This window comes from Archangium violaceum (genome assembly GCF_016859125.1).
Taxonomy (GTDB): domain Bacteria; phylum Myxococcota; class Myxococcia; order Myxococcales; family Myxococcaceae; genus Archangium; species Archangium violaceum_A.
In genome coordinates this window covers 9,038,923-9,060,537 of sequence record NZ_CP069338.1, presented here as the reverse complement: position 1 = coordinate 9,060,537, position 21,615 = coordinate 9,038,923, and the positions used below count along the sequence as shown (strand labels likewise).

13 protein-coding genes are annotated in these 21,615 nt (G+C 69.4%); 5 read left to right on the top strand and 8 right to left on the bottom strand.

All coding sequences use genetic code 11. The features are described 5' to 3' along the window. Positions 1-25: 25 nt before the first annotated feature. Positions 26-6,484: a type I polyketide synthase gene (locus JQX13_RS55675; protein ID WP_203404412.1), complete on the bottom strand. Its 6,459-nt coding sequence runs from the start codon at positions 6,482-6,484 to the stop codon at positions 26-28. A 203-nt stretch (positions 6,485-6,687) separates the two neighbouring features. On the opposite strand from JQX13_RS55675, the gene JQX13_RS38555 reads away from it, so the two are divergent. After that, positions 6,688-8,055, top strand: a complete 1,368-nt coding sequence (locus tag JQX13_RS38555; RefSeq protein WP_203404411.1) for a cytochrome P450 — start codon at positions 6,688-6,690, stop codon at positions 8,053-8,055. A 10-nt stretch (positions 8,056-8,065) separates the two neighbouring features. Here the strand turns inward: JQX13_RS38555 and JQX13_RS38550 are convergent, their stop codons facing one another. Continuing rightward, on the bottom strand, positions 8,066-9,238 hold the full coding sequence (locus JQX13_RS38550; RefSeq protein WP_203404410.1) for a hypothetical protein: 1,173 nt from the start codon (positions 9,236-9,238) through the stop codon (positions 8,066-8,068). A gap of 330 nt (positions 9,239-9,568) precedes the next feature. Between JQX13_RS38550 and JQX13_RS38545 the strand changes: the two genes are divergently transcribed. The 3 genes from JQX13_RS38545 to JQX13_RS38535 are packed head-to-tail and all read left to right on the top strand — an operon-like array spanning position 9,569 to position 12,116. Beyond that, a complete protein-coding gene (locus JQX13_RS38545) occupies positions 9,569-10,417 on the top strand; it encodes a hypothetical protein (RefSeq protein ID WP_203404409.1) in 849 nt (282 codons plus the stop codon). 3 nt (positions 10,418-10,420) lie between these two features. After that, on the top strand, positions 10,421-11,332 hold the full coding sequence (locus JQX13_RS38540) for a type VI immunity family protein (RefSeq protein WP_203404408.1): 912 nt from the start codon (positions 10,421-10,423) through the stop codon (positions 11,330-11,332). Between the two features lie 7 nt (positions 11,333-11,339). Beyond that, positions 11,340-12,116: an alpha/beta fold hydrolase gene (locus JQX13_RS38535; protein ID WP_203404407.1), complete on the top strand. Its 777-nt coding sequence runs from the start codon at positions 11,340-11,342 to the stop codon at positions 12,114-12,116. Positions 12,117-12,118: 2 nt separating this feature from the next. On the opposite strand, the gene JQX13_RS38530 is transcribed toward JQX13_RS38535, so the two are convergent. The 4 genes from JQX13_RS38530 to JQX13_RS38515 are packed head-to-tail and all read right to left on the bottom strand — an operon-like array spanning position 12,119 to position 18,105. Next, the gene (locus JQX13_RS38530; protein ID WP_239014108.1) at positions 12,119-13,270 is read right to left on the bottom strand and encodes a VWA domain-containing protein; all 1,152 of its coding nucleotides are present in this window, start codon (positions 13,268-13,270) and stop codon (positions 12,119-12,121) included. Then, the gene (locus JQX13_RS38525; RefSeq protein WP_203404406.1) at positions 13,257-15,518 is read right to left on the bottom strand and encodes a DUF5682 family protein; all 2,262 of its coding nucleotides are present in this window, start codon (positions 15,516-15,518) and stop codon (positions 13,257-13,259) included. Before JQX13_RS38525 ends, JQX13_RS38530 begins: the two co-directional genes overlap by 14 nt. Further along, positions 15,515-16,600 (bottom strand): ATP-binding protein, encoded by a 1,086-nt coding sequence (locus JQX13_RS38520; RefSeq protein WP_203404405.1) that lies wholly within the window; start codon positions 16,598-16,600, stop codon positions 15,515-15,517. Before JQX13_RS38520 ends, JQX13_RS38525 begins: the two co-directional genes overlap by 4 nt. Next, complete coding sequence (locus tag JQX13_RS38515; RefSeq protein WP_203404404.1) at positions 16,597-18,105, bottom strand: DUF5691 domain-containing protein; 1,509 nt, start codon at positions 18,103-18,105, stop codon at positions 16,597-16,599. The genes JQX13_RS38520 and JQX13_RS38515 overlap by 4 nt, the downstream gene beginning before the upstream one ends. A gap of 231 nt (positions 18,106-18,336) precedes the next feature. Between JQX13_RS38515 and JQX13_RS38510 the strand changes: the two genes are divergently transcribed. Further along, positions 18,337-18,876 (top strand): MarR family winged helix-turn-helix transcriptional regulator, encoded by a 540-nt coding sequence (locus JQX13_RS38510; protein WP_203404403.1) that lies wholly within the window; start codon positions 18,337-18,339, stop codon positions 18,874-18,876. A 21-nt stretch (positions 18,877-18,897) separates the two neighbouring features. On the opposite strand, the gene JQX13_RS38505 is transcribed toward JQX13_RS38510, so the two are convergent. Next, on the bottom strand, positions 18,898-20,175 hold the full coding sequence (locus JQX13_RS38505; RefSeq protein ID WP_239014107.1) for an SWIM zinc finger family protein: 1,278 nt from the start codon (positions 20,173-20,175) through the stop codon (positions 18,898-18,900). Between the two features lie 109 nt (positions 20,176-20,284). Next, entirely contained in the window at positions 20,285-21,565 is a 1,281-nt protein-coding gene (locus JQX13_RS38500; protein WP_203404401.1) for a hypothetical protein, read from the bottom strand. Positions 21,566-21,615: the final 50 nt, after the last annotated feature.

Genomic DNA, 21,615 nt, shown 5'->3' with positions numbered 1-21,615 from the left:
GTTCTCTCTTCCGGGCCTGGGCTCGCTAGTACTTGAGACGCTCCAGCTCCTCGAGGAGCAGGGCCTCCACCTGTGCTTCCGTGAGTCCGTCCAGCGAGGACGGCGTCGCTTCCGCCGGAGCCGCTGGCGCCTCGGGCGCTTCCGCGGGGACCATGCCCAGAAGCAGCTCCGCGAGCGCGTCCAGCGTGGGGTGATCGAACAACAGCGTGACGGGCAGCGTGCGGCCCACGGCCTTGCCCAACGCGTTGCGCAGCTCCACGGCCATGAGCGAGTCCAGCCCCAGCTCGCGCAGTGGCTGCTTCGGATCCACCGGGCCTCCGAGCTGCAACACCCGCCGCACCTGCTCCTGCAGCTGGGCAACGGCCACGCCACGCCGCCGCGAGGGCACCGCCTCCGCGAGCGTCTCCAGCAGCGAGGGCCCCGAGGAAACCGCCGCCGGCACCTCCACCGTGCGGGAGGAGCGAGAGACGAGCCCGGACAGCACGGGCGGGACGGCGCCCTGGACGAAGGTGTCCCAGTGCACGGGGAGCACGCCCAGCTGCGGAGACGTCTGGCGCATCAACGCGCCGAGCAACCGCATGCCCTCGCTCGGAGGGATGAGCCCCATGCCTCGGGCCACCCAGCGATCGAGCGTCACACGCGAGGCCATGCCTCCCTCGGCCCACGGGCCCCAGTTGATGCTGAGCGCCGGCAGTCCCCGCGCGCGGCGGAAATGAGCCAGGGCGTCGAGGAAGGCGTTGCCCGCGGCGTAGTTGCCCTGCCCCGCCGAGCCCAGCATCGAGGCGCCCGAGGAGAACAACACGAAGAAGTCCAGGGGCCGCTCGCACGTGGCGAGGTGAAGGTTCCACGAGCCCCGCACCTTGGGAGCGAGGACCCGCTGGAAGCGCTCCCAGCCCTGTTGCACCAGCATGCCGTCATCGAGCACACCGGCCAGGTGGAACACGCCTCGAAGCGGAGGCAGGGAGCGATCGATGTCCGCCAGGACGCGGGCGAGGCTGCCGGCATCCGCCACATCCCCCGAGACCACACGCACCCGGGCTCCCGCGGCTTCCAGCTCACCGAGCACGGCACGGGCCTCTTCCGAGGGAGCGCTGCGCCCCATGAGCACCAGATGCCGTGCCCCCTCCTCGACCAACCACCGGGCCACCGCGAGGCCCAGTCCGCCCAGGCCACCCGTCACGAGGTACGAGGCCTCCGCGCGAACCACCGCCTCCGCCGCCTGCGTCAGCACCACCTTCCCGATGTGCCGGGCCTGCGCCATGTAGCGGAAGGCGTCCGGGGCCTGCTCGAGCGGGAAGACGCGATGGGGCAGCGGCTTCAGCTCTCCGGACTCCACGCGCGGCATCAGCTCGCGGAAGGCCTCGGCCACCCGGGCCGGCTCGCTGGCGGCGAGCGCATCGAGCGCGAAGACGGCATAGGACACATCGCCGCGCAGCCGCGCCACCTGCTCGGGGCTCCAGATGCCCGTCTTGCCGATCTCCACGAAGCGCCCGCCCGGAGCCAGCACCTCGATGCTGCGCGGGATGAAGTCTCCGGCCAGCGAGTTGAGGACGATGTCCACCCCACGCCCACCCGTGCGAGCCCGGACTTCATCGGCGAAGCCGAGCGAGCGCGAATCCATCACGTGCCGGACGCCGAGCGACTCCAGGAAGCGGCGCTTCTCCGGGTTGCCGGCGGTGGCGAAGATCTCCGCACCGGCCTTCTGCGCGAGCTGCACGGCGGCCAGGCCCACACCACCGGCCGCGGCATGGATGAGCACCCGATCTCCCGCCTTCATCCGGGCGATGCGAGCGAGCGCGAAGTCGGCGGTGAGGAACGCGATGGGCAGCGTCGCCGCCTCCGCGTCACTCATCCACGAGGGCCGCCGGGCGACGAAGTCCGCGCGCGAGGTGGCATGGGTGGCGAAGCAACCCGGAGGCATGGCGATGACGGCGTCCCCGGGCGCGAGCCCCTGGACGCCCTCGCCCACCGCCACCACCTCTCCGGAGCACTCCAGTCCGAGCGGCCCGGCATCCCCGGGGTACATGCCGAGGGCGTTGAGCACGTCACGGAAGTTGAGGCCGGTGGCGCGCACGCGCACTTCCACCTCACCGGGGCCTGGTGGGCGGCGGGTCATGGGCTCCAGACGGAGGCCCTCGAGTGTGCCGCGAGACGCCACCTGGAGCCGGACCGGCGCGGGCTCGGCGACGGGGCGGGCGCTCTCGGGACGGGCCACCAGCCGCGCCACGAAACGCTCCGGACCGCGCAGGGCCACGCGATCCTCGCTCCCTCCCGCGAGCAGCACGTCGGCGAGGGCCCGCGCGGACTCCTCCTCGGAGCCCGCGGGATCCAGGTCCACCAGCGAGGCCCGCCATTCGGGGTGCTCGGCCGCGAGCGCCATCCCCATGCCCCACAGAGGCGCCTGTGCCACCGCAACGCCCGAGCCCTCCACGGGCTGTGCTCCGCGCGTCACCCACCACACGCGAGAACGCACCGCGCTGCGAGCCAACGCCTGTACCAGACGCAGCGTGCCGCCACAGAGCCGCGCCTCGGCCACATCCAGGGCCTCGGCCGAGAGCGACTCGGGCGGGGGCATCTCCAGCGCCTCCAGGGAGACCACTCCCCACGACGCCGTGCCGGAGCGCAGCGGCTCCAGTACCTCTCCGTCTGGAGGAGCGAGCACCACCCGTTGGCCTCGCGCCTGGAGTGCCTCGGCCAGCCAGGTGCCGAGCCCCCGTGGCTCACCGACGATGAGCCATCCCCCGAGCTCCGCCTCGGGAGCGGGAGCCGGAAGCGTGGCGCGTTGCCACTCCAGCGCGTACAGCCACTGCTCGCGGCTCGACGGCATGAGCGCGTCGCGAGGCGCCCGCTTCGCGCTGAGCCCCACGAGCTCGGCCACCACGCGTCCGCCCTCGTCGAGGACCACCACGTCACCCGTGAAGCGCTCCTTCGAGGGCGAGCTTCCCGGACGCAGCACGGCCCGGGCCTTCAGGACCGGACTCGGAGGAGCGTGGAAGTGGAAGGCCTCGAGGCCGAGCGGCACATAGGCCGTGGAGTCGAAGCCATCCACGAGCCAGGTGGCACCAAAGAGTTGGATGCACGCGTCGATGAGCGTGGGGTGTAGCGGGTAGTGCCGAGCATCCGTGATGGAAGACGGACAGTGCAGCTCGCCCCAGGCCTCGCCCTCGCGGCACTGGATGCGCTTCAACCACTGGAAGCCCGGCCCGAGCGCGATGCCGCGCTCCAGGACGTTCTGGTAGAAGCCCTCGGGAGAGATGTCCTTCAGCTCCGGGGTGCCGACGGGAGGTGCCTCGGCCACGCGAGTGACGCGGCGTGCGGTGCCCGTGGCGTGGAGCAACCACGTGGGCTCCTCGGCGTTCCCGGCCTCACGACTGTAGACGCGGCAGCCCGCGCCCGAACCCTCGGGGCTCCACACGAGCTGCAGGGCTCGCGTCTCGCCCTCCTCCAGCCGCAAGGCCCTCGGAAACGTCACATCCTCGATCGAGCACGGCCCCGGCCCCAACACCTGGGCCGCCGCGCAGAGCATCATCGCGACGTGGCTCGCACCGGGGACGACGACGGTGCCGTAGATCCGGTGATCATCCAGGAAGGGCAGCGAGTCGACGGAGATCTCGCTCTCGAAGAGCTGCTCCTTGAGCGCGGGCGAGCGCACCCGGCGACCCAGCAGCGGATGCGCTCCGGAGACCCGCGAGGACGAGCGGCTCACACGAGGCGGCTTCACCCAGTGCGTCTGGCGTTGCCACGGGTAGGTGGGCAACTGGACGCGGCGCCGTGCCGCTCCGGACTCCAGCGCGGCCCAGTCCACTTCCGCGCCCCGTACCCACAGGGCTCCGAGCGCCGAGAGCATCTGCTTCCACTCGCCCTGCCCCTCCCTCAGCGAGGCCATCCACTCCGGGCCTCCCTCCGCCACGCACTGCTTGCTCATCCCCAGCAGCGTCGCCTTCGGGCCCACCTCCACCACCACGTCCACCCCCGCCTCCACCAGCGCCTTCACGCCCTGGGCGAATCGCACCGGCTCCCTTACGTGCCTCCGCCAGTACTCCCCTCTCGTCACCTCCCCGGCCTCCGCCACCTTCCCCGTCACATTCGCCACCAGCTTCAGCTTCGGCTCCGCGTACCCCACTCCCTCCGCCACCCTCCCGAATGCCTCCAGCACCGGCTCCATCAGCGGCGAGTGGAACGCGTGCGACACCACCAGCCTCTTCGCCCTCACTCCCTCCGCTGACAGCTTCGCCAGCACTGCCTCCACGCCCTCGCCGCTTCCCGAAATCACCGTCTCGCCCGGCCCGTTGAAGGCCGCCACCGACACCTTCGCCTCCTGGCCCGCCAGCGCCTCCCTCACCTTCTCCTCGGGCGCGAACACCGCCGCCATGGCTCCACCGGCTGGCAGCGACTGCATCAACCTTCCGCGCTCCGCTATCAGCTTCAGCCCGTCTTCCAGGCTGAACACTCCCGCCACACACGCCGCCGCCACCTCTCCCACGCTGTGGCCCAGCACCACCTGCGGCTCCACTCCCCACGAGCGCCACAGCTCCGCCAGCGCGTACTCCAGCGCGAACAGCGCCGGCTGCGTGTACTGCGTCCTCGACAGCAGCTCCCCGTCTCCGGGTTCCCGCCCGAACATCACCGACAGCAGCGGCCTTGGCAGCAGCGGGCGCAGAATCTCCTCACACCTGTCCAGTGCCTCCCGGAACACGGGCGCCGTCTCGTACAGCTCTCGGCCCATGCCCACGTACTGGCTTCCCTGCCCTGTGAACAGGAACCCCACGCGTGGCTTCTTCCCTCGCGCGACCTGCCCTCGCACCACTCCGGCGCGCTCTTCCCCTCCCGCCACCGCCTCCAGCTTCTCGCGCAGCTCCTCATGGGACGCCACGACGATCGCCGCCCGGTGCACGAAGCGCGCGCGCCCGGTGTTCGCGGTGAAGCACACGTCCGCGATCGACCGCTCCGGGTGGGCGGCCACATCGCGCGCATACCGCTCCGCCATCCGCCGCAGCGCACCCTCGTCTCGCGCGGACAGGGTGAGCAGGTGCTGTGGGCGAGGCGTGGCCTCCACCGGCAGGGGCTCGGAGGGTGGCGCCTCTTCCACCAACACGTGCGCGTTCGTCCCGCTCAGGCCGAAGGAGCTCACCCCCGCCACGCGCGGCCCATCCCCGGCCGGCCACGGCGTCAGGGCGGTGGGCACCTTCACGGGCAACTCGCTCCACGGAATGAGCGGGTTGGGCGTGTGCAGGTGCAGGTTGGGAGGAACCTCCCCATACCGCACCGCCTGCGCGGCCTTGATGACTCCGGCCATTCCGGCCGCGGTCTCCAGGTGCCCGATGTTCGTCTTCACCGCGCCAACGAGCAGCGGCCGCTCCTGGGAACGCCCTGCACCCAGCACTCCCGCGAGCGCCTCCACTTCGATGGGATCTCCCAGCGAGGTGCCGGTGCCATGGGCCTCGACGTAACCCACGCGGGACGGCTCCAACCCGGCGTTCTCCAGTGCCGCGCGGATGACGCCCTGCTGGGCCGGGCCATTGGGCACCGTCAGCCCGCTGCTCGCGCCGTCGTGGTTCACCGCCGAGCCACGGATGACGGCCAGGATGGTGTCACCATCGGCCTGGGCATCGGACAGGCGCTTGAGCACCAGCATTCCGCAGCCCTCGCCGCGCACGTAGCCGTCGGCCGCCGCGTCGAACGTCTTGCACCGCCCGTCCGGGGAGATCGCCCGCGCCCGGGACAGATAGACGTTCACCTCGGGCGAGAGGATGACGTTCACGCCACCCGCCAGGGCCATGCGGCAGTCCCCCGCGCGCAGGCTCTGACAGGCCAGGTGCAACGCCACCAGCGAGGACGAGCACGCCGTGTCCACCGTGAGGCTCGGGCCCTGCAACCCGAGGACGAACGACAGACGCCCCGCGGTGAAGCACAGGCCGGCGCCGGTGCCGCTGTAGACGTCCAGGGCCTCCACGTCTCCGGCGCGCAGGTGCAGTTGCGAGAAGTCGTCCAACCCCACGCCGACGAACACCCCGGTCCGGCTCCCACCGAGTCGATCCGGTGCCACGCCCGCGCGCTCGAGCGCCTCCCAGCCCACCTCCAGCACCAGCCGCTGCTGGGGATCCATCGCCGCGGCCTCTCGAGGCGAGATGCCGAAGAAGCCCGGATCGAAGTCCCGCAGCCCGTCCACGAACCCACCGTAGCGCGTCAGGATCTTCCCCCGAGCCTCCGGATCCGGATCGTACCAGGCGTCCGGATCCCACCGCTCCCGAGGCACCTCGCGGATGGCATCCAGGCCCTCGCGCAGCTGCCGCCAGAAGGTCTCGGGATCCTCGGCGCCACCGGGAAAACGGCAGGACATGCCGATGAGGGCGATGGGCTCGCGCCGGGAACGCCCGGCGGCTTCGAGCTCTCCCTGCAGCTTCTTGATCGCAAGCAACGCGTTCGTCAGTCGGGCGCGATGATCCATGTCGGGGAGAGTGGACGAGCGGGTCAGGAGTTTCACTCCCTACGCATCTGTGCAGTTTAGGTCAATTAGAGACCAGGTGTCCGATGAGCATCTTGCGTTCCCCGGATCCGGTCTGCAGGCGAGGGAGCTGGCGACTGTCTCTAGCAGAGGGAGAACCCTCACCCACGGTACGTCATCAGGAGAGGGGATGTCCTTGGTCCCCCAGTGACTTCGCCGCTGGAAGTCAGTAGTCATCATCCATGCTCCCCCCAGGCCCCGCGCTGCCGAGCCCGCTGCAGATGTCGCTGTACATGGCCGACCCGCTGTCATTCCTGAGGAAGCAACGGAAGCGTCACGGAGACACCTTCACCCTACGTATGTCCGGCATGGGCGAGTTCGTCTTCGTGAGCGCGCCCGAGGATATCAAACGCATCTTCAACGCCCCACCGGACGCGCTGCACGCGGGAGAGGGCAACGCGGTGATTCTGCCGCTGGTGGGATCGAGCTCCCTGGTGATGCAGGACGGAGCGGAGCACATCCGGCTGCGGCGCCTGCTGCTGCCGCCGTTCCAGGGGGAGAGGCTTCACACCTATGCCGGCCCGATGCGGGAGACCACCCACGCGTCGCTGGAGCAGTGGCCCGTGGGCAAACCCTTCCCGCTGCTGCCGCGCATGATGTCGCTCACGATCGAGATCCTGCTGCGCAGCGTCTTCGGTATCGAGGGCAAGGAGGAACTGGCGCTCTTCGCCAGGCGATTCCCGCGGCTCGTGGACAGCATCGCCTCGCCGCTGTACCTGATCCCGGCGCTCAGCGGAGTGGACGTGTTCCAGAAGGTGCCCTGGCTGCGAGCCTCGAAGATGAAGCGGGAGGTGGACGAGGCCATCTACGCGCTCATCGCCCACCGGCGCGCGCAGCCGGCGGATCCCCGGCGCCAGGACATGCTCAGCCTGCTGTTGGAGAGCCGGGACGAGGCGGGCCAGCCCCTCACCGACAGGGAGCTGCGCGACGCGCTCTTCACCGTGATCGTGGCGGGATATGAGACCACGGCGATCGGCATGTGCTTCACCGTGGAGCGGCTGCTCTCCACGCCCGAGGCCCTGGCTCGCGTGCACGAGGAGCTGGAGCGGGTGGTGGGAGACACGGAGCTCCAGGCGGAGCATCTCGGCCAGCTCGAGTACCTGGACGCGGTCATCAAGGAGACGCTGCGGCTGAGGCCGGTGGTGCCGCTCGTATCGCGCCGGACGAAGGTGCCGTTCGAGCTGTCCACCTACACGCTGCCTCCCGAGACGATGCTGGTACCGGGCATCGCGCTCACCCACCTGCGCGAGGACATCTACCCGGAGCCCGATAGCTTCCAACCGGAGCGCTTCCTCGGGAAGAAGCCGGACCCGTACGCGTGGCTGCCCTTCGGGGGAGGCTCGCGCCGGTGCCTGGGCATGGCGCTCTCGTTGTTCGAGATGAAGGTGGTCCTGGCCACGATGCTGCGCCGGGCGAAGCTGCGGCTGGCCTCGAAGCGCCCCATCCACATGGTGCGCCGGAGCATCATGTTCGCGCCCTCGAGGGGAATGCCCGTGGTGCTGGACGAGGTGCGGCCCCGGTTCGGCCAACCCCAGAAGCAGGTGGCCTGAGACACATCGCTCAAGGCAGCGCGCCCTTGCCCGCGAAGGCTTGCATCCATACGAGTTCGTCCCGGGCTCGTGGCGCGCAAGACTCCTCCACCAACGGAGCCAGCGGCCAACGGTAGTAGGCCGCCTGTTTCACGGCCTCCTCCCATTTCCCCAACTCAACCCATAGAGCGATGCATTGCTCCCGGCTCGGAACGTGTTGCGTCAACTCGGAGCCAAACATCTGGAGTCGCAGCCCCGTCTCCCATTCCAGGCGTGAGCGCTGCTCGAGCAGGCGCGCCCCCACATCCCAGAGCAGCCGCCCCATCCACCGCTGCTCGTCCTCGGAAAGGTGTGCCTTGCTGGCCCTGGCCTTTCCCAAGAGCGACAAGCCAAGGGACGCTCCCTGGGCCAGGGTCGCCATTGCCAGGGCATGATGGCCAGGCGCGAACATCATGCCGACGAGCCCTCGCATCTCCAGGAAGAATTGCTCGCTCGAGGGCTGCTTCCACTCACGCACCGAGACGATCTTCTCGAGTGTCTCCAACTCCTGTCGTGTGAAGGGCGCCGAGAGCGAACCGCCAGCCAGGAAGGAGGCCAGGGCGAGCTGGAGGGTCCGTGGGGAAGAACCGGCAAGCTGCCCCAGCCGCTCCTCCACCGCGGAGAGCAGGAACCGTCGCAGCGGTGCTTGTTCCTCGAAGGAATACAACTGCTCTCGCAGCGCCATGAGAAGTGGCACGGAGGGACTGACACGGACCTGCTCGAGCGCCCACTGTTGATCCTGCTCCAGCGATCCCGGATGCATCACCGCCAGAGGAAAGCGCCACGACTCGTCTTTCGGCGACCGGGTGAAGCCTGTCGAGATCAGGTGATTCCACTCCAGCGGCACGGGAAGCAGGGTGCTCTTGCGGAAGTCGGGCCGCCCGAGCGCCGTCCACGCATCGAAGAAGGCATGGCGCCAATCGGGAGCACGGGGCTGACGTTCGGCGAGTTCCCGCAGCAGGCGGCCCTCCGGGGTGTCCTTGATGGTGGAGACCGAGAGATCCTCCCGCACCAGGTCCCACCGGCCTTCCTGCATGAACCAGCACGCGCTCACCAATCGGGCCGGCGCATAGGAGGGAGCGGCCTTGATCGCCAAATCCAATTGGAGGCTCGCGCTCGAGTCGCCCGCGAAGCTGAACCAGGCCGCTTTCTGGGTCAACTCCACGGCCCAGGCCTCATTCCCTTTTCTTTCCTTGGAGGGTCCTCCTCTCGCTCGCCCCCATTCCGCTTCCCATCCATCCTCCGGCCCCTCCTCTTCCTCGACCGCGACGTCCCGCTCGCGTTCTCCGAACCGCTTGAAGACAGCCCAACCCCCGCCCACCATGGCGGGCAGCAGTCCCAGGGCCCAGCGCAAGACCCGGCGGCGCGGCCAGCGTTGACTCCGCCCTCCGGGCTCCTGCCGTGGCTCCTCGCCACCCGGGCCCATCTCCTCTATCTCCCTGCTCATCGCGGCCCTATTCTGCATTCCATGCGTCGTACCGTGAAGAGCGTGCCCGTGTGGCCGCTGGTGATTCTCACCGTGCTCCAGGCAGGGTGCCTGTTGGAGGCAGAGCTCGCCGAGGTGACGGGGGAATGCGGGCCACGGGATCTGACACCCGAGTGCTGCCTCAAGCAACACCCCGGCCAGTGGGAGCGTTGTACCGGCTCGTCCGAGATGGCCGAAGTGGCGGGGCGCTCAACATCCCTGGGAATGAAGGCCTTGGCCACGGGCATGGCGGTGGCCACGGCGGTGGCGATGAAGCCGCAGATCAACTCGGCCGAGCGCCGGGGCGTGGAACTGGCCGCGGACCTGCTCACGAAAATCGAAAAGGCCATCACGAAGTGTGTCCGCCAAGCAGACCAATATGTCAACGATTACCACTTCGATGGCAAGAGTCCGGACCGGGAAATCTGCGAACAGATCAAGGTTGGCGAAAAGACGACGTGGGCCGCGTACCTGGGACTCTTCAAGCATGAGCAAACCTGGCCGTGCCTGCGCGAAGCTCTGAATAAGCTGATACCGCCGGACCGTTACCGACTCTACCCTCGTTTCCAGTTCAACGAAAAGAAGGGGCAATGGGAGTACATGGATGAAAACACGGTAAGCCAGATCGTGTCGGCGCAGGGATGGAAGGGACTGACTGGCACCATCGAGCCGGACATCATCCTCTTGGATGAGAATGGCGTCATCGTTCGTGTGTACGATCTCAAGTTCCCTTGCCCGGAGACCAACTCAGCCTACTGGAGTCGGTACACCAAAGGGCGCTGGAGAGATCAATCACAGGGAGATCTTTATTTTCATGCCCTTCAGGTCAAACCCATGCTTGTCTCTCCACGACAGGGCGTAATACGAGAGGACTGGTAAGAAATGCCCACCATTCGATACCCGAGACTGAAACACCACGATGAGCGCGGCGGACTGATTGCAAACGACGCTCTGCTCATGTGTTTCTACATGCAACACCCCAACGAACAGATTGCACCCATCATCATACGTGCCCTGGAACTCTTCCGTGAACGGATACATCCCCATCAACTCGCCTGGTACAACGCAGGTGATGGGCAGGCGAAACCGCTCGATGACTCCGCATGGGAAGGAATCCGCAAGGAAACGCTGGATCCGGGGCCCGAAACAGCCGCCTTCATACAAATGTGGGATGACCCCATCAGGATTGGTGGACTCCACGTGGACTACAGAGGCTTGGACATCATCCCCCTGCCCTGGCCAGATCGAAAAGATGATGTGAGCGTCCTGTACCTGCGCCTGCCCACGGAGTACCTGGAAGAGCGGGGTCCGGACCGGGTCCGTGCACTAGCCCTCGATCTAGCGGCGGAACTCCCCTTCAACTCGGGGTATGTAGACTTCGTCCTCTGCTCGAACAAATGGGATTTTGGTGAAGCCCTCGAGCTCATCCGCCCGCGCTACCCGGGAGTGCACCTCGCATCGAGCGGGGCCAACCTCCGGATGAACACCTGGGTGGAAGGGGTGCACTGGATGAACTTCCTCGGGCAACCGGTGCTCGGTCAGCTCGGCGGTGTGGCCGCATTGCGTGAACGCCTGGCGCTCCCGGGCGTCTCCCTCCAGGAGATGAGCGGTGACCGGGTGCTCGTCACCCTCGGCGAACAGCCGGAGACGGGGGACCTGGAGGCGGGCCAGACGCTTCCCCTCCACCGCGCGCTTGCCCGAGTCCTGGAGCCCCACCTCTATCACTGGAAATTGCCTTACTTCCACCTGGACCCAGAGGAGATACTCCTCTGGGAACGCCGCTTCTTGGACTGAGAGCATGATGAACAACAGACTCGGGTCTCTTTCCAGCACGAAGCAGAAGGCCAGCATCAATGGGCAGGCCCTCGAGTACATCATTGCAGGGCAGGGCTCCCCCACCATCGTTCTCATCAATGGTTCCGGCGGCCCCATCGAGGGATGGCTCAGGGTGTGGGAGCCACTGTCCGCCCTGGGAACCGTCTTCGCGTACAACCGCCCAGGTATCGGCGGCAGCGGGAAGCCGGTTGTACCGCAGACCGGAGAGGTCATCGTCGAGTCGCTCCGTGCGCTCCTGCTTCACGCCAACCTGTCTCCGCCCTACCTCCTGGTGGGTCATTCGCTCGGCGGCCTCGCCGTCAATCTCTTCGCCCGGACATTCCCAACTGAGGTTTCAGGCGTGGTGCTGCTCGAGGCCACCGCTCCCGAAGACGTCAGCGTCATGGCCAGGTATCAAAACGGCTTTCAACGTTTCGCCCAGCGCACGCTCGATTCAATCTTCGGAAAGGATGAGCTCGGAGAGACTGGACACGTTTCACGCACCGTCGACCTCATCCAGCGCGCAGGCCCCTTCCCAGACGTCCCATTTGTCGTCGTGACGGGCGGCAGACCCGCCATGGCCTGGGCCACCCCGGCGCAAGCCCTCGCCGCACGGGCGGAACACCAGCGGCGCCTGGCTGCACTGTCGCCCCAAGGAAAGCAGATGATCGCCAGCCGAAGCGGGCACTTCCCGCAGCTCACGGAGCCAGAGGTCGTGGTGGAAGCCGTGCGCTTCGTAGTTGATCACCTGCCCCCGGGCTGAGCTCACCCCGAGCGCGCAAGCTGTATGTCATTGCGCGCCGCCCAGGCGCGAAGGTCCTGTTTCTGGATGGCCGCGGCCATCAACTCCGGAAACAGATCCGGCGTGCAGGCGAAGGTCGGGATGCCCAAGGCCGTCAGCTGCGCGGCGTTGTGGCTGTCATAGGCCGGCGTCCCCTGGTCGCTCAGAGACAACAGACAGATGACCTTCACGCCGCTCTGGACCAGCGACGCGGCCCGCTGGAGCATCCGCTGCGCGTTGCCGCCCTCGTACAGGTCCGTGATGAGCACGAGGATCGTCTGCGCCGGCCTCGTAACGACCTGCTGGCAGTACGCGAGCGCTCGATCGATGTCCGTGCCTCCTCCGAGCTGCGTGCCGAACAGCAGGTCCACCGGGTCCGACAGCTGCTCGCTCAGGTCCACCACCGCGGTGTCGAAGAGCACCATCCGCGTGGACACCGCGCGCAGCGAGGCGAGCACCGCCCCGAAGATGCTCGAGTAGACGACCGAGGCCGCCATGGAGCCGCTCTGGTCGATGCACAGCACCACGTCCCGCAGGCTCGAGCGCTTGCGTCCGTGTCCCACCAGCCGCTCCACCACCACGGACTTCCGCTCCGGCTGGTAGTTGCCCAGGTTGGCCCTCAACGTCCGGTCCCAGTCGATCTCCGCGGCCCTCGGCCGGCGCGTGCGCGAGGTCCTCGACAGCGCTCCTCGCACGGCCCGCTCCGTGGGGGCCCGCAGCCGCCGCTCCAGGTCCTCGACCACCTTGCGCACCACCCTCCGCGCCGTCTCCTTCGTCTTCTGCGGGATGACCTTGCGCAGAGACAGCAGCGTCGCCACCAGCGACACGTCCGGCTCCACCGCCTCGAGCATCTCCGGCTGCAGCAGCATCTCCGTGAGCCCGAGCCGCGTCATCGCATCACCCTGCATGACGCGCACGACGGAGGCGGGAAAGTACTCGCGGATATCGCCCAGCCAGCGCGCCACGTGGGGCGAGGAGGCTCCCAGTCCTCCCTTGCGCTCGGAGTCGTACAGCGCCGCGAGCGCACGATCCATGCGCAGCTCGGACTCCCCGAGCGGCACGCCCAGTGTTTCCTGCACGGGCTCGCCCAGCACGAGCCGCCAGCGCTCCAGCCGCTCCTCTTCAGACTGCTTCATGGATCCTCACCCCCAGCAGGGTGGACAGCACCGGCAGCACCTTCGCCACACGCTCCGGGTCCAGGTCCTCCGTGGCCGCCGCCGCGCTCCCCGCCGCCGAGGCGGTGGCGAGCTGTTTGACCCGCTCTCCCATGGCGCGCCGCTCGGCCGTGCTGAAGCTGGCGAACGCGCGCCGCACCAGGGGGAGATGCTCGACGAAGGCCTCCCGCGCGAGCCCCGAGAGCCACCCGTCGAGTGCCGCCCACAGTTCCTGCCGGTGCAGCAGCAGGAGCGCGCTCCCCGAGACGAGCCCTTCCAGCCAGGCCGCCGCCTCGTCGGGAGGCACGGCCGCGGACAAGGCCCTGCGGGAGAGCGTCCCCAACTCCTCGTCCCCTACCCGCCCGAGCTCCACCCGCAGCCGCAGCGCGGCCCCTCGGACGAGTCCATGCACCGAGTCCCGGTGCACGAGCTGGCCCAGGGCCTCGGCCCACTCCTCCGTGCGCTCCCCGCCCTCCAGCAGCGCCACCGCGGCATGCATGGCGCGCAGTTGATCGCGGCGCTGGTGCGCGGCCTCGTCATCGAGCGAGACGCACGCGCCGGGCAGCCCGATGAGGATGCGCTCGAAGAGCCCGTCGGCGATGGCGAGGATGGGCGCGGTCGGCGTCTCGCGGACGCTGCCGTAGCGAACCGCGTGCGCCAGGGCCGGGAAGGCCTCGAGCAGCTTCGGGACATCCGCCGAGCGGGTCGAGAGCGCCTGCACGTGGCGGAGCACGGTGTCGATGGCGGCGGACAGCTCGGCGAGCAGGGAGGCCTCGAGCAGGGCCGTCAGCGTGCCGAGCTCGGTTGCATCCGACGCACGCGCCACCACGCGCCCCGTGGCGGCCGATTCCACCGTGTTCCCGAAGAGGCTCGCCTCGACGATGCGCACGGACAGCTCGGGCTCCCACTTCAGGCGCCACGTCTCGCGGAAGGTGCCCGTCGTGTTCCGCGGGTCCTCCTCCGGCGTGCCCCAGGGGATGTCGAGCAGCCGCAGCCGGTGCAGCAGCCGGCTCCGATCCCGGTCCATGTCCTTGCGCAAGTCCAGCTCCTGCAGCTTGCTCTCGGACGAGGGTGGCAGGCGCAGCGACTTCTGCAGCGTGGCCAGATCGCGGGCGAGCGGGACCGAGGGCACCTCGGAGGGGACCGAGCCCAGTCCGGTGCCAACCTCCAGCTTCTCGTGGACGAGCACCAGCGGCGTCGCATCCCCGCCGCACATCACGGAGAGCGCGGCGTCCCGCAGCTCCCCCAGGCCCACCGTGGAGAGGCCTCGCAGGGCCGCGAGCGCCTCGGCGAGCCGCACCGTCTCGATGACGTTCGCGGAGGAGGCATCCAGTCCCTCCTCACGCAGCAGGTGCGCGATGCGCGCCGCCCAGGACGTCACCGGGCGCTGGGGCGTGAGCCACAGATGCGCGTACCACCCTGGCGACTCCACGCCCGCGCCGTACCCGCTGCGCCAGCCGAGCCGGTCATACGTCCAGGGAATCCACGTGGCCGCCACCTTCGTCTTCGGCAGGCCCTTCAGCAGGGCGTCGTCCTCACGGGCCGGCCGCTGCCGCACGAGCGCCGGTGCGTGCCACGCCCCGCATATGACAGCGATCCGCTGGAAGCCGTCCTTCTTCGCCTGACGGATGCCGCGCCGCATGTGGGCCTCGCGTCGGGCCTCGCGCGGTGACAGCTCGCCTTCGCCCTCGCGCAGGGCACTCATGGCCTCCAGCACGGCCTCGAACACGCCCTCGGGCTCCCGGCGCTGCTCGATGAGGTGCTCCCACCACAGCTCACCGTCCTCATAACCCGCGGCACGCGCGAGCGCCCCGAGCGGATCTCCCCGGGGTGACCCGGCCTCCGCGCTGGCCTTGGGCTCCGGGTCCCTCCCCTCCTCGGTTCCCTCGTCCTCGGGCGCCATCTGGTGGGTTTGAGGGAGATCGATGAAGCGCACCGGAAGGGTGCGCTCCAGCGCGTACTGGAGGGCCTGCCACTCGGGAGAGAAGACGGCGAACGGATAGAAGACGGCCTGGGCCGGTCGATCAATCGCGTAGACGAGCAGCGCCACCGGAGGCTTCATCTCCGCGTGGGCCGCCAGGGGAATGAGCGCGTCCGCGTCCGGGGGTCCCTCGATGAGCACCACGTCCGGCTGGAGCTTCTCGAGAGCGGCCCGCACGCTGCGCGCGCTGCCCGGGCCGTGGTGCCGCACACCGAGCACGTGCACCGACGTGTCCGCCTCCCGGCTCACAGCACCTCCATGCACGCGCGATAGAGGTCCTTCCAGCCCTCGCGCTCCTTCACCACCGTCTTCAGGTACTCCAGCCACACCACCCGGTCCTGCACGGGATCCTTCACGATGGCGCCCGTCAGGCCCGCGGCCATGTCCGGTGCACGCAGCACGCCGTCACCGTAGTAGCCCGCCATCGCCAGGCCTCCGTTCACCACGGAGATGATCTCCGCCGTGGACAGCGCGCCCGAGGGTGTCTTGAGCTTCGTCGCCCCGTCGGTCGTCGCGCCGCTCCGCAGCTCGCGGAAGAGCGTCACCACCCGGCGGATCTCCTCCATCGCTGGCTTCTCCGCGGGCAGCGCCAGGGCCCGGCCGAGCTCGGCCACGCGCTTCTCGACGATCTCCACCTCCTGCTCCAGCGAGTCGGGCACGGGCAGCACCACCGTGTTGAAGCGGCGCAGCAGGGCGCTCGACAGCTCGTTCACGCCGCGGTCGCGGTTGTTCGCCGTGGCGATGACGTTGAAGCCGGCGCGGGCCTGCACTTCTGAGGACAGCTCCGAGATGGGCAGCGTCTTCTCGCTGAGCAGGGTGATGAGGGCGTCCTGCACCTCGCCCGGCATGCGCGTCAGCTCCTCGATGCGCGCCAGCTTTCCCTCGCGCATGGCCCGCATCACCGGACTCGGAACCAGCGCCCCCTCCGAGGGGCCTTCCGCCAGCAGCCGCGCGTAGTTCCAGCCGTACCGCAGGGCCGCCTCGTCCGTGCCGGCGGTGCCCTGCACCATCAACGTCGAGTCCCCGGAGATGGCCGCGGCGAGGTGCTCGCTCAGCCAGGACTTCGCGGTGCCCGGGACGCCGTAGAGCAACAGGGCCCGGTCGGTGGCCAGGGTCGCCACGGCGATCTCCACCAGCCTCGCGTTGCCGATGTACTTGGCGCTCACCTTGAAGCCATCCGGGAGCTGGCCTCCGAGCAGGTAGGTGCGCACGGCCCAGGGCGAGAGCTTCCATCCCTGGGGTTTCGGCCGATCATCGGCCCGGGCGAGCGCGGCCAGCTCCTCGGCGTACTGCTGCTCGGCGTGCTGGCGGAGAAGAGCGGTGGCGGTCACGGTTTCAACTCCTCGTGAAGGATGCGGCGCAGGGAAACGGTCTGCTGGAAGCGGTGGAGCTCCGGGTTCCAGCGGTGAAGCGGAGCGGGGAGCGCGAAGGGCTCGGCGGCGGTCGGGAGGCACTCCGGAGGCAGGGCGATGGCCGCCTGCCGGAAGGCACCGAGGAGCGCCACGGCCCGGGTGGTCGGGTCGTACAGCTCGCGCAACGCCTGGAGCCAGGTGTAGCCGAGCTTCGCCGGCCACGGCGCGGGCGTCAGCGCGAGGGCACGGTCGAGCGAAGGAAGGGTCTCGGCACGCTCGAGGACGCGCAGGGTCCGCGCGGCGCGCTCGTTGGGAGGGAGCTGTTCGAGCACGGAGACGGCCAGCGACTGGGCCCGCTCGGCGTCGAGCACCTTGGACTCACAGCGCGACCAGAAGCCGAGCAGGGTCATGGCCCAGGGCGAGGAGGCCCCCAGCCGGAGCGCCAGGGCCCAGCCCTCCGAGAGCGCGACGCCGTGGTCCGTCCGCGCGGCGGCGGTGACGATCTGCGTCGGGGTGGCCTCGAACCAGCTCTCCCAATTCCGAAGGGGAATGGCCTCCAGGAGCCGGATGAGCCAGTGCTCGCTCTGGCCGACACCGGGAGGGGGCTTGTCCAGACCATCACGCTCGGCCTCGGCGTCCCACCGGGCCGGGAACTGGACGCGGAGCGTGGCCGGCTTCTCCCAGACGAGCACGGTGCGCGCGCGCTCGGCCATGCGCTGCGCGAAGGCCGACCCGGGCAACCGGGCCAACAGGTAGCGCGCCACCTCGCGCACCGAGCCCGCGCGATCCTTCCGGCCTGGCTCCAGCAGGGCCTCGTCCTCCGGGGAGAGCCCCGCGTCGAGGCAGGCCAGGAACCGGGCGCGGTGCTCGGCCTTCTCCTGGGCCCAGGTGCCCTGCAACCAGGAGCGTGCACGCGCTGGATCGACGCTCCGCGCCTGGATGAGCGCCGCGCGCCGCTCGTCGGGATTTCCTTCCGTCCACACGCGCTCGGCTTCGGCCAGGTCGGAGGCCGGGGAGGCCGAGGCCGGGCGCCACTCGGGATTCAGACGGGAGAGCCACTGGCCCCGCTCGCCGAGCACCGGCTCCGCCGCCGCGCGCAACGCGCTGTCCTTCAGCCCGAGCACCCGGGGAAGCAGCTCCGGCGGGAGGCGGCGACGCGCGAGGGCCATCCGCGCGAAGGCCTCGCGCAGCACCTCGCCGTCGTTCGACACCAGGAGCTCCGTGAGGACGGAACGGACGCGCGGCGGGCAGACCTCGAGTGTGTCAGGAGGGGCCACGTTGTCCCGCGTCTCGAGCCGGGTGAGCTTGCGCCCCGCGACCCTCGCCACCGCACGCACCCCGGCCGCGAGCAGGAGGCGCTTCTCCAGGGGCAGGCCCTCCAGCGCACGCAGCGCCTGGGCCTCCACACCGGATGTGGGTCCGGGCTCGGGCGAGCGGGCGGTGCCGAGCGTGGCGAGGCGTGTCAGTGCATCGAGCTCGTTCACGGTGGGCTTCCTCTCCAGCCCGGGGCATCGGGGCGCGGCAGCATAGCGGTCCGAGTCCCATTCTGCCCCGCTACACCTGGAATGGGGCGAAATGCCTCGCCCCGTCCGTGGCATTTCGCAACAGGGGGACGCGCGCTTTGCCCGTCTGCCCTCGATCTGGCGTGCACACCTCCGAGAGACATTGCAGCGGCATAAGCATTGCTTGCATCTTCAAGCATGGAGACGGCAGCCATGCAGGTCATTGACGGAACCGGAGATCCCTCCCACGCGGACGAGACCCGGCCTCCCCCCCTGGGCGAGGTATTGGAGTTCATGCGCCTGCTCTGGGCCGTGGACCATCAACTGAGATCCACCTCGAAGCACATGGAGCTCACGCTGGGGCTGACAGGCCCGCAGCGGCTGGTGGTGCGGCTGGTGGGACGCTACCCCGGCATCACCTCGGGCCGGCTCGCGCAGATCCTCCATGTGCACCCGAGCACGCTCACCGGTGTCATGAAACGCCTGGAGAAGCGTGGCTACATGGAGCGCAGGTCGGATCCGCTCGACGCGCGCAAGGCGCTCTTCTTCCTCACCGACATGGGCCGTGGGTTGGACGTCTCCTCCACGGGGACGGTGGAGGCCGCCGTGCAACGGGCGATCTCCCGCATGACAGGAGCGCAGCTGGCGGGTGCCCAGGAGGTGCTCACAGCGATCGCCGAGGAGCTGGGCGTCGACGGTGAGAAGATGCACCCCGAAGCCGTCAGCCCCGCCCTCGAGCTCCAAGCCAGCTGAGCACGGGCCTCGTGGGGCCCTTCACTGGGGGCCCCCGGTCATCAGATGAAGGCGGCCCTCCACGCGGACGCTCAGGGGCCGGAATTCCTCTCCATCCCACTCGCCGAACACCTCGAGCGGGTGGCCTCCGGACAACGCGAGCAACCGCCACCGGTCACACGGGCCGATGCGGACCGCCGCGCCCGTGGCGTCCCGGAGCCACCAGCGCCGCCCACCGTCCACGACAGGCACCACCTGCCCGAGCATCGCCGCCATGCGCTCGCGGAAGGGTTGGCGGGACAGCTCCTCGGCGAAGCGTTGGCAGAGATCCTCGAGAGAAAGCGCGGGCACGGCCTGCGTCCAGGGGTGGACCTCGCCCTTGCGCTCGCGAATCATCGCCCGCTGGGGCGCCGCACTCGGCCAGAACGCCAGCTCGGCCGCGAAGGCCGTGCCGGGAAGGAAGCTCTCGGCGAAGCGAGCACCGGCGCCGGCCGCGAACTGGAGGACGAGCGCCGTGCGACCGGAAGTGGCGCCGAGCAGGTACGTCCGCTGCGCGCGGACGCGCTCCGTGTCCTCGAGCTCCTGGCCGATGACGACCCAGGTGTCCTCGAGGCGCTCGCCCTGGGCGATGACCTCCTCCTCACGCAGGGGGATGCCCACGAGGGAGCGGAGGTCCGCGGCGAGGGGCGGCGGGAGCTGCTCCAGCTTCCGCCAGGCCTCGGTGACGAGCGAGAGCCGTCCGAGCCGCTCGAGCAAACGCTTGGGCCAATCGGGGCCACTGCCGGGGAGCGCCGCGAGCTGCTGCACCTGGGCCGCGAGCCCCGGAGCCTGAGCATCCACCAACCGGGCCGCCTGGGTGTTCCACATGGCGGTCTCCGCCTCCAGCCCGGCGAAGCCGTTGCGCACGAGGTCCTCCATCCAGAGGGACAGCGCCTCGAGCCCCTTCTGGATGCGGCCGTGGCGCTCGGCGGAGCGCTTCGCCTTGGCCTCGGTGTCGACGGGAGCCGCGCCTTCCGCTCCGGCGGCCTCGCGCTTCGCCTTGCGCTCGGCGTTCGCGGAGCGCTTGGAGAGCCACTCCTCCACCCAGGAGGGAGGAGTCCCCGAGGGGAGGCGCTCGGACGCGGTGAGCAGCAGGAGCCCGACGGCGTGCTTGCAGGGGAACTTGCGGCTGGGACAGGTGCACTTCGTGGCGAGGTCGGAGAGGTCGATGCGCACCTGGTACAGGGCGCTGCCCTTGCACTCGCCCCAGGCCGCGTGCCCATCCCGGCCGAGCCCCTGCCAGGAGCGTTCCGTTGCCAGCTTCTGGCCGGCGGCCGCCACGGAGGAATCCGGTGCGAGGGCGAGGGCCTGCTCTGAGGTCAGGGGTGAGGCGGACATGGTGTCGAGGCGCGGAGCATAGCCGCTCGGGGCCGCTCGCGCCCCAGTGGATTCAGGGCAGCTCGCCCGTACCCGCGAAGGCCATCATCCATGCCCGCTCGTCCCGAGCCCTGGGCCCGCAGGACTCCTCCTGCAGCGAGAGCAGGGGCCAGCGATGAAAACCCGCCTGCTTCAAACCGTCCTCCCACCGCCCCAGCTCCACCCAGGCGGCGATACACCGCTCCCGGGTCGGGACGTGCTGCGTCAGCTCGGAGCCGAACACCTGGAGCCGGAGCCCCATGTCCATCTCCACGGCCGAGCGCTGCTCGAACAGGCGCGCGCCCACTTCCCACAGCAGCCGGCCCATCCACCGCTGCTCGTCCTCGGACAGGTGCGCCTTGCTGGCCCTGGCCCGCTGGATGAGCCATGAGCCCAGGGACGCAGCCTGGGCCGAGGAGGCCAGCAGAAAGGCATGATGGGCGGGCGTGCGCATCAGCCCATCGAAGAGCGCTCGCATCTCCAGGAAGAACGGCTCGCTCGCGGGCTGCTTCCAATCGGGGAGCGCGACGAGCGCCTCGAGCGCCTCCAGATCGCGGTGCTCGAAGGGGGCCGTGAGGGGCTTTCCAGCGAGAAAGGAAACCAGGGCGAGCTGGAGGGTTCGCGGGGAGGAACTCGCGAGCTGCCCGAGTCGTGCCTCCACCTCGGACAAGAGGAACTGGCGCACGGGTGATTGCTCTTCGAGTGCGATGAGTTGCTCGCGCAGCGCCATGAGGAGTGGGACGGATGAGCTGGCACGCACCTGCTCGAGCATCCACTCCTGGCGAGGCTCGGCCCATGCCAGATGCAACACCGCCAACGAGAAGCGACGTGTCTCGTCGACGGAGCCCCAGGCGGCTCCGATGTCGGCGAGCAGGTAGTTCAACGCCAGGGGCGCGGGAAGCAGGAGGCTCTTGCGGAAGTCGGGCCGTCCGAGCGCCTGCCAGGTCTCGAAGAAGGCATGCCGCCAATCGGGCACGCGAGGCCGGCGTTCGGTGAGTTCCAGCAGCAAACGTGCCTCAGGAGTGTTGCGCACCTCCGGGAACGCGAGAGCACGTCGTGCCGAGTCCCACCGGCCTTCCTGCATGGACAGACACGCGCGCAGCAACCGGGCCCGCGGGTTGGGCGTGGGAGAGCTGAACAGCACATCCACCTTGAAACTCGCGTCCGGGTGGCCTGCGAAACAGAACCAGGCCGCCTCCTGGTCTCGCTCATTCCAGGTGTCCCCGCCCGTTCCCACCACCTCGCGACCACCGAGCCACTCGGAAGCGGCCCACCCGCCACCCGCGACGCGGCCACTTCGAAGACCGCTCGCCACCCGTCCCCACCCTGCGCTCCTCTGTCGATGTGCTCATGGTGCCTCGACCA

Coding starts and splice junctions, on each gene's coding strand:
- JQX13_RS38535 (WP_203404407.1), top strand. CDS start 11,340: ATGAACAACAGACTCGGGTCTCTTTCCAGCACGAAGCAGAAGGCCAGC.
- JQX13_RS38530 (WP_239014108.1), bottom strand. CDS start 13,270: ATGAAGCAGTCTGAAGAGGAGCGGCTGGAGCGCTGGCGGCTCGTGCTG.
- JQX13_RS38510 (WP_203404403.1), top strand. CDS start 18,337: ATGCAGGTCATTGACGGAACCGGAGATCCCTCCCACGCGGACGAGACC.
- JQX13_RS38555 (WP_203404411.1), top strand. CDS start 6,688: ATGCTCCCCCCAGGCCCCGCGCTGCCGAGCCCGCTGCAGATGTCGCTG.
- JQX13_RS38540 (WP_203404408.1), top strand. CDS start 10,421: ATGCCCACCATTCGATACCCGAGACTGAAACACCACGATGAGCGCGGC.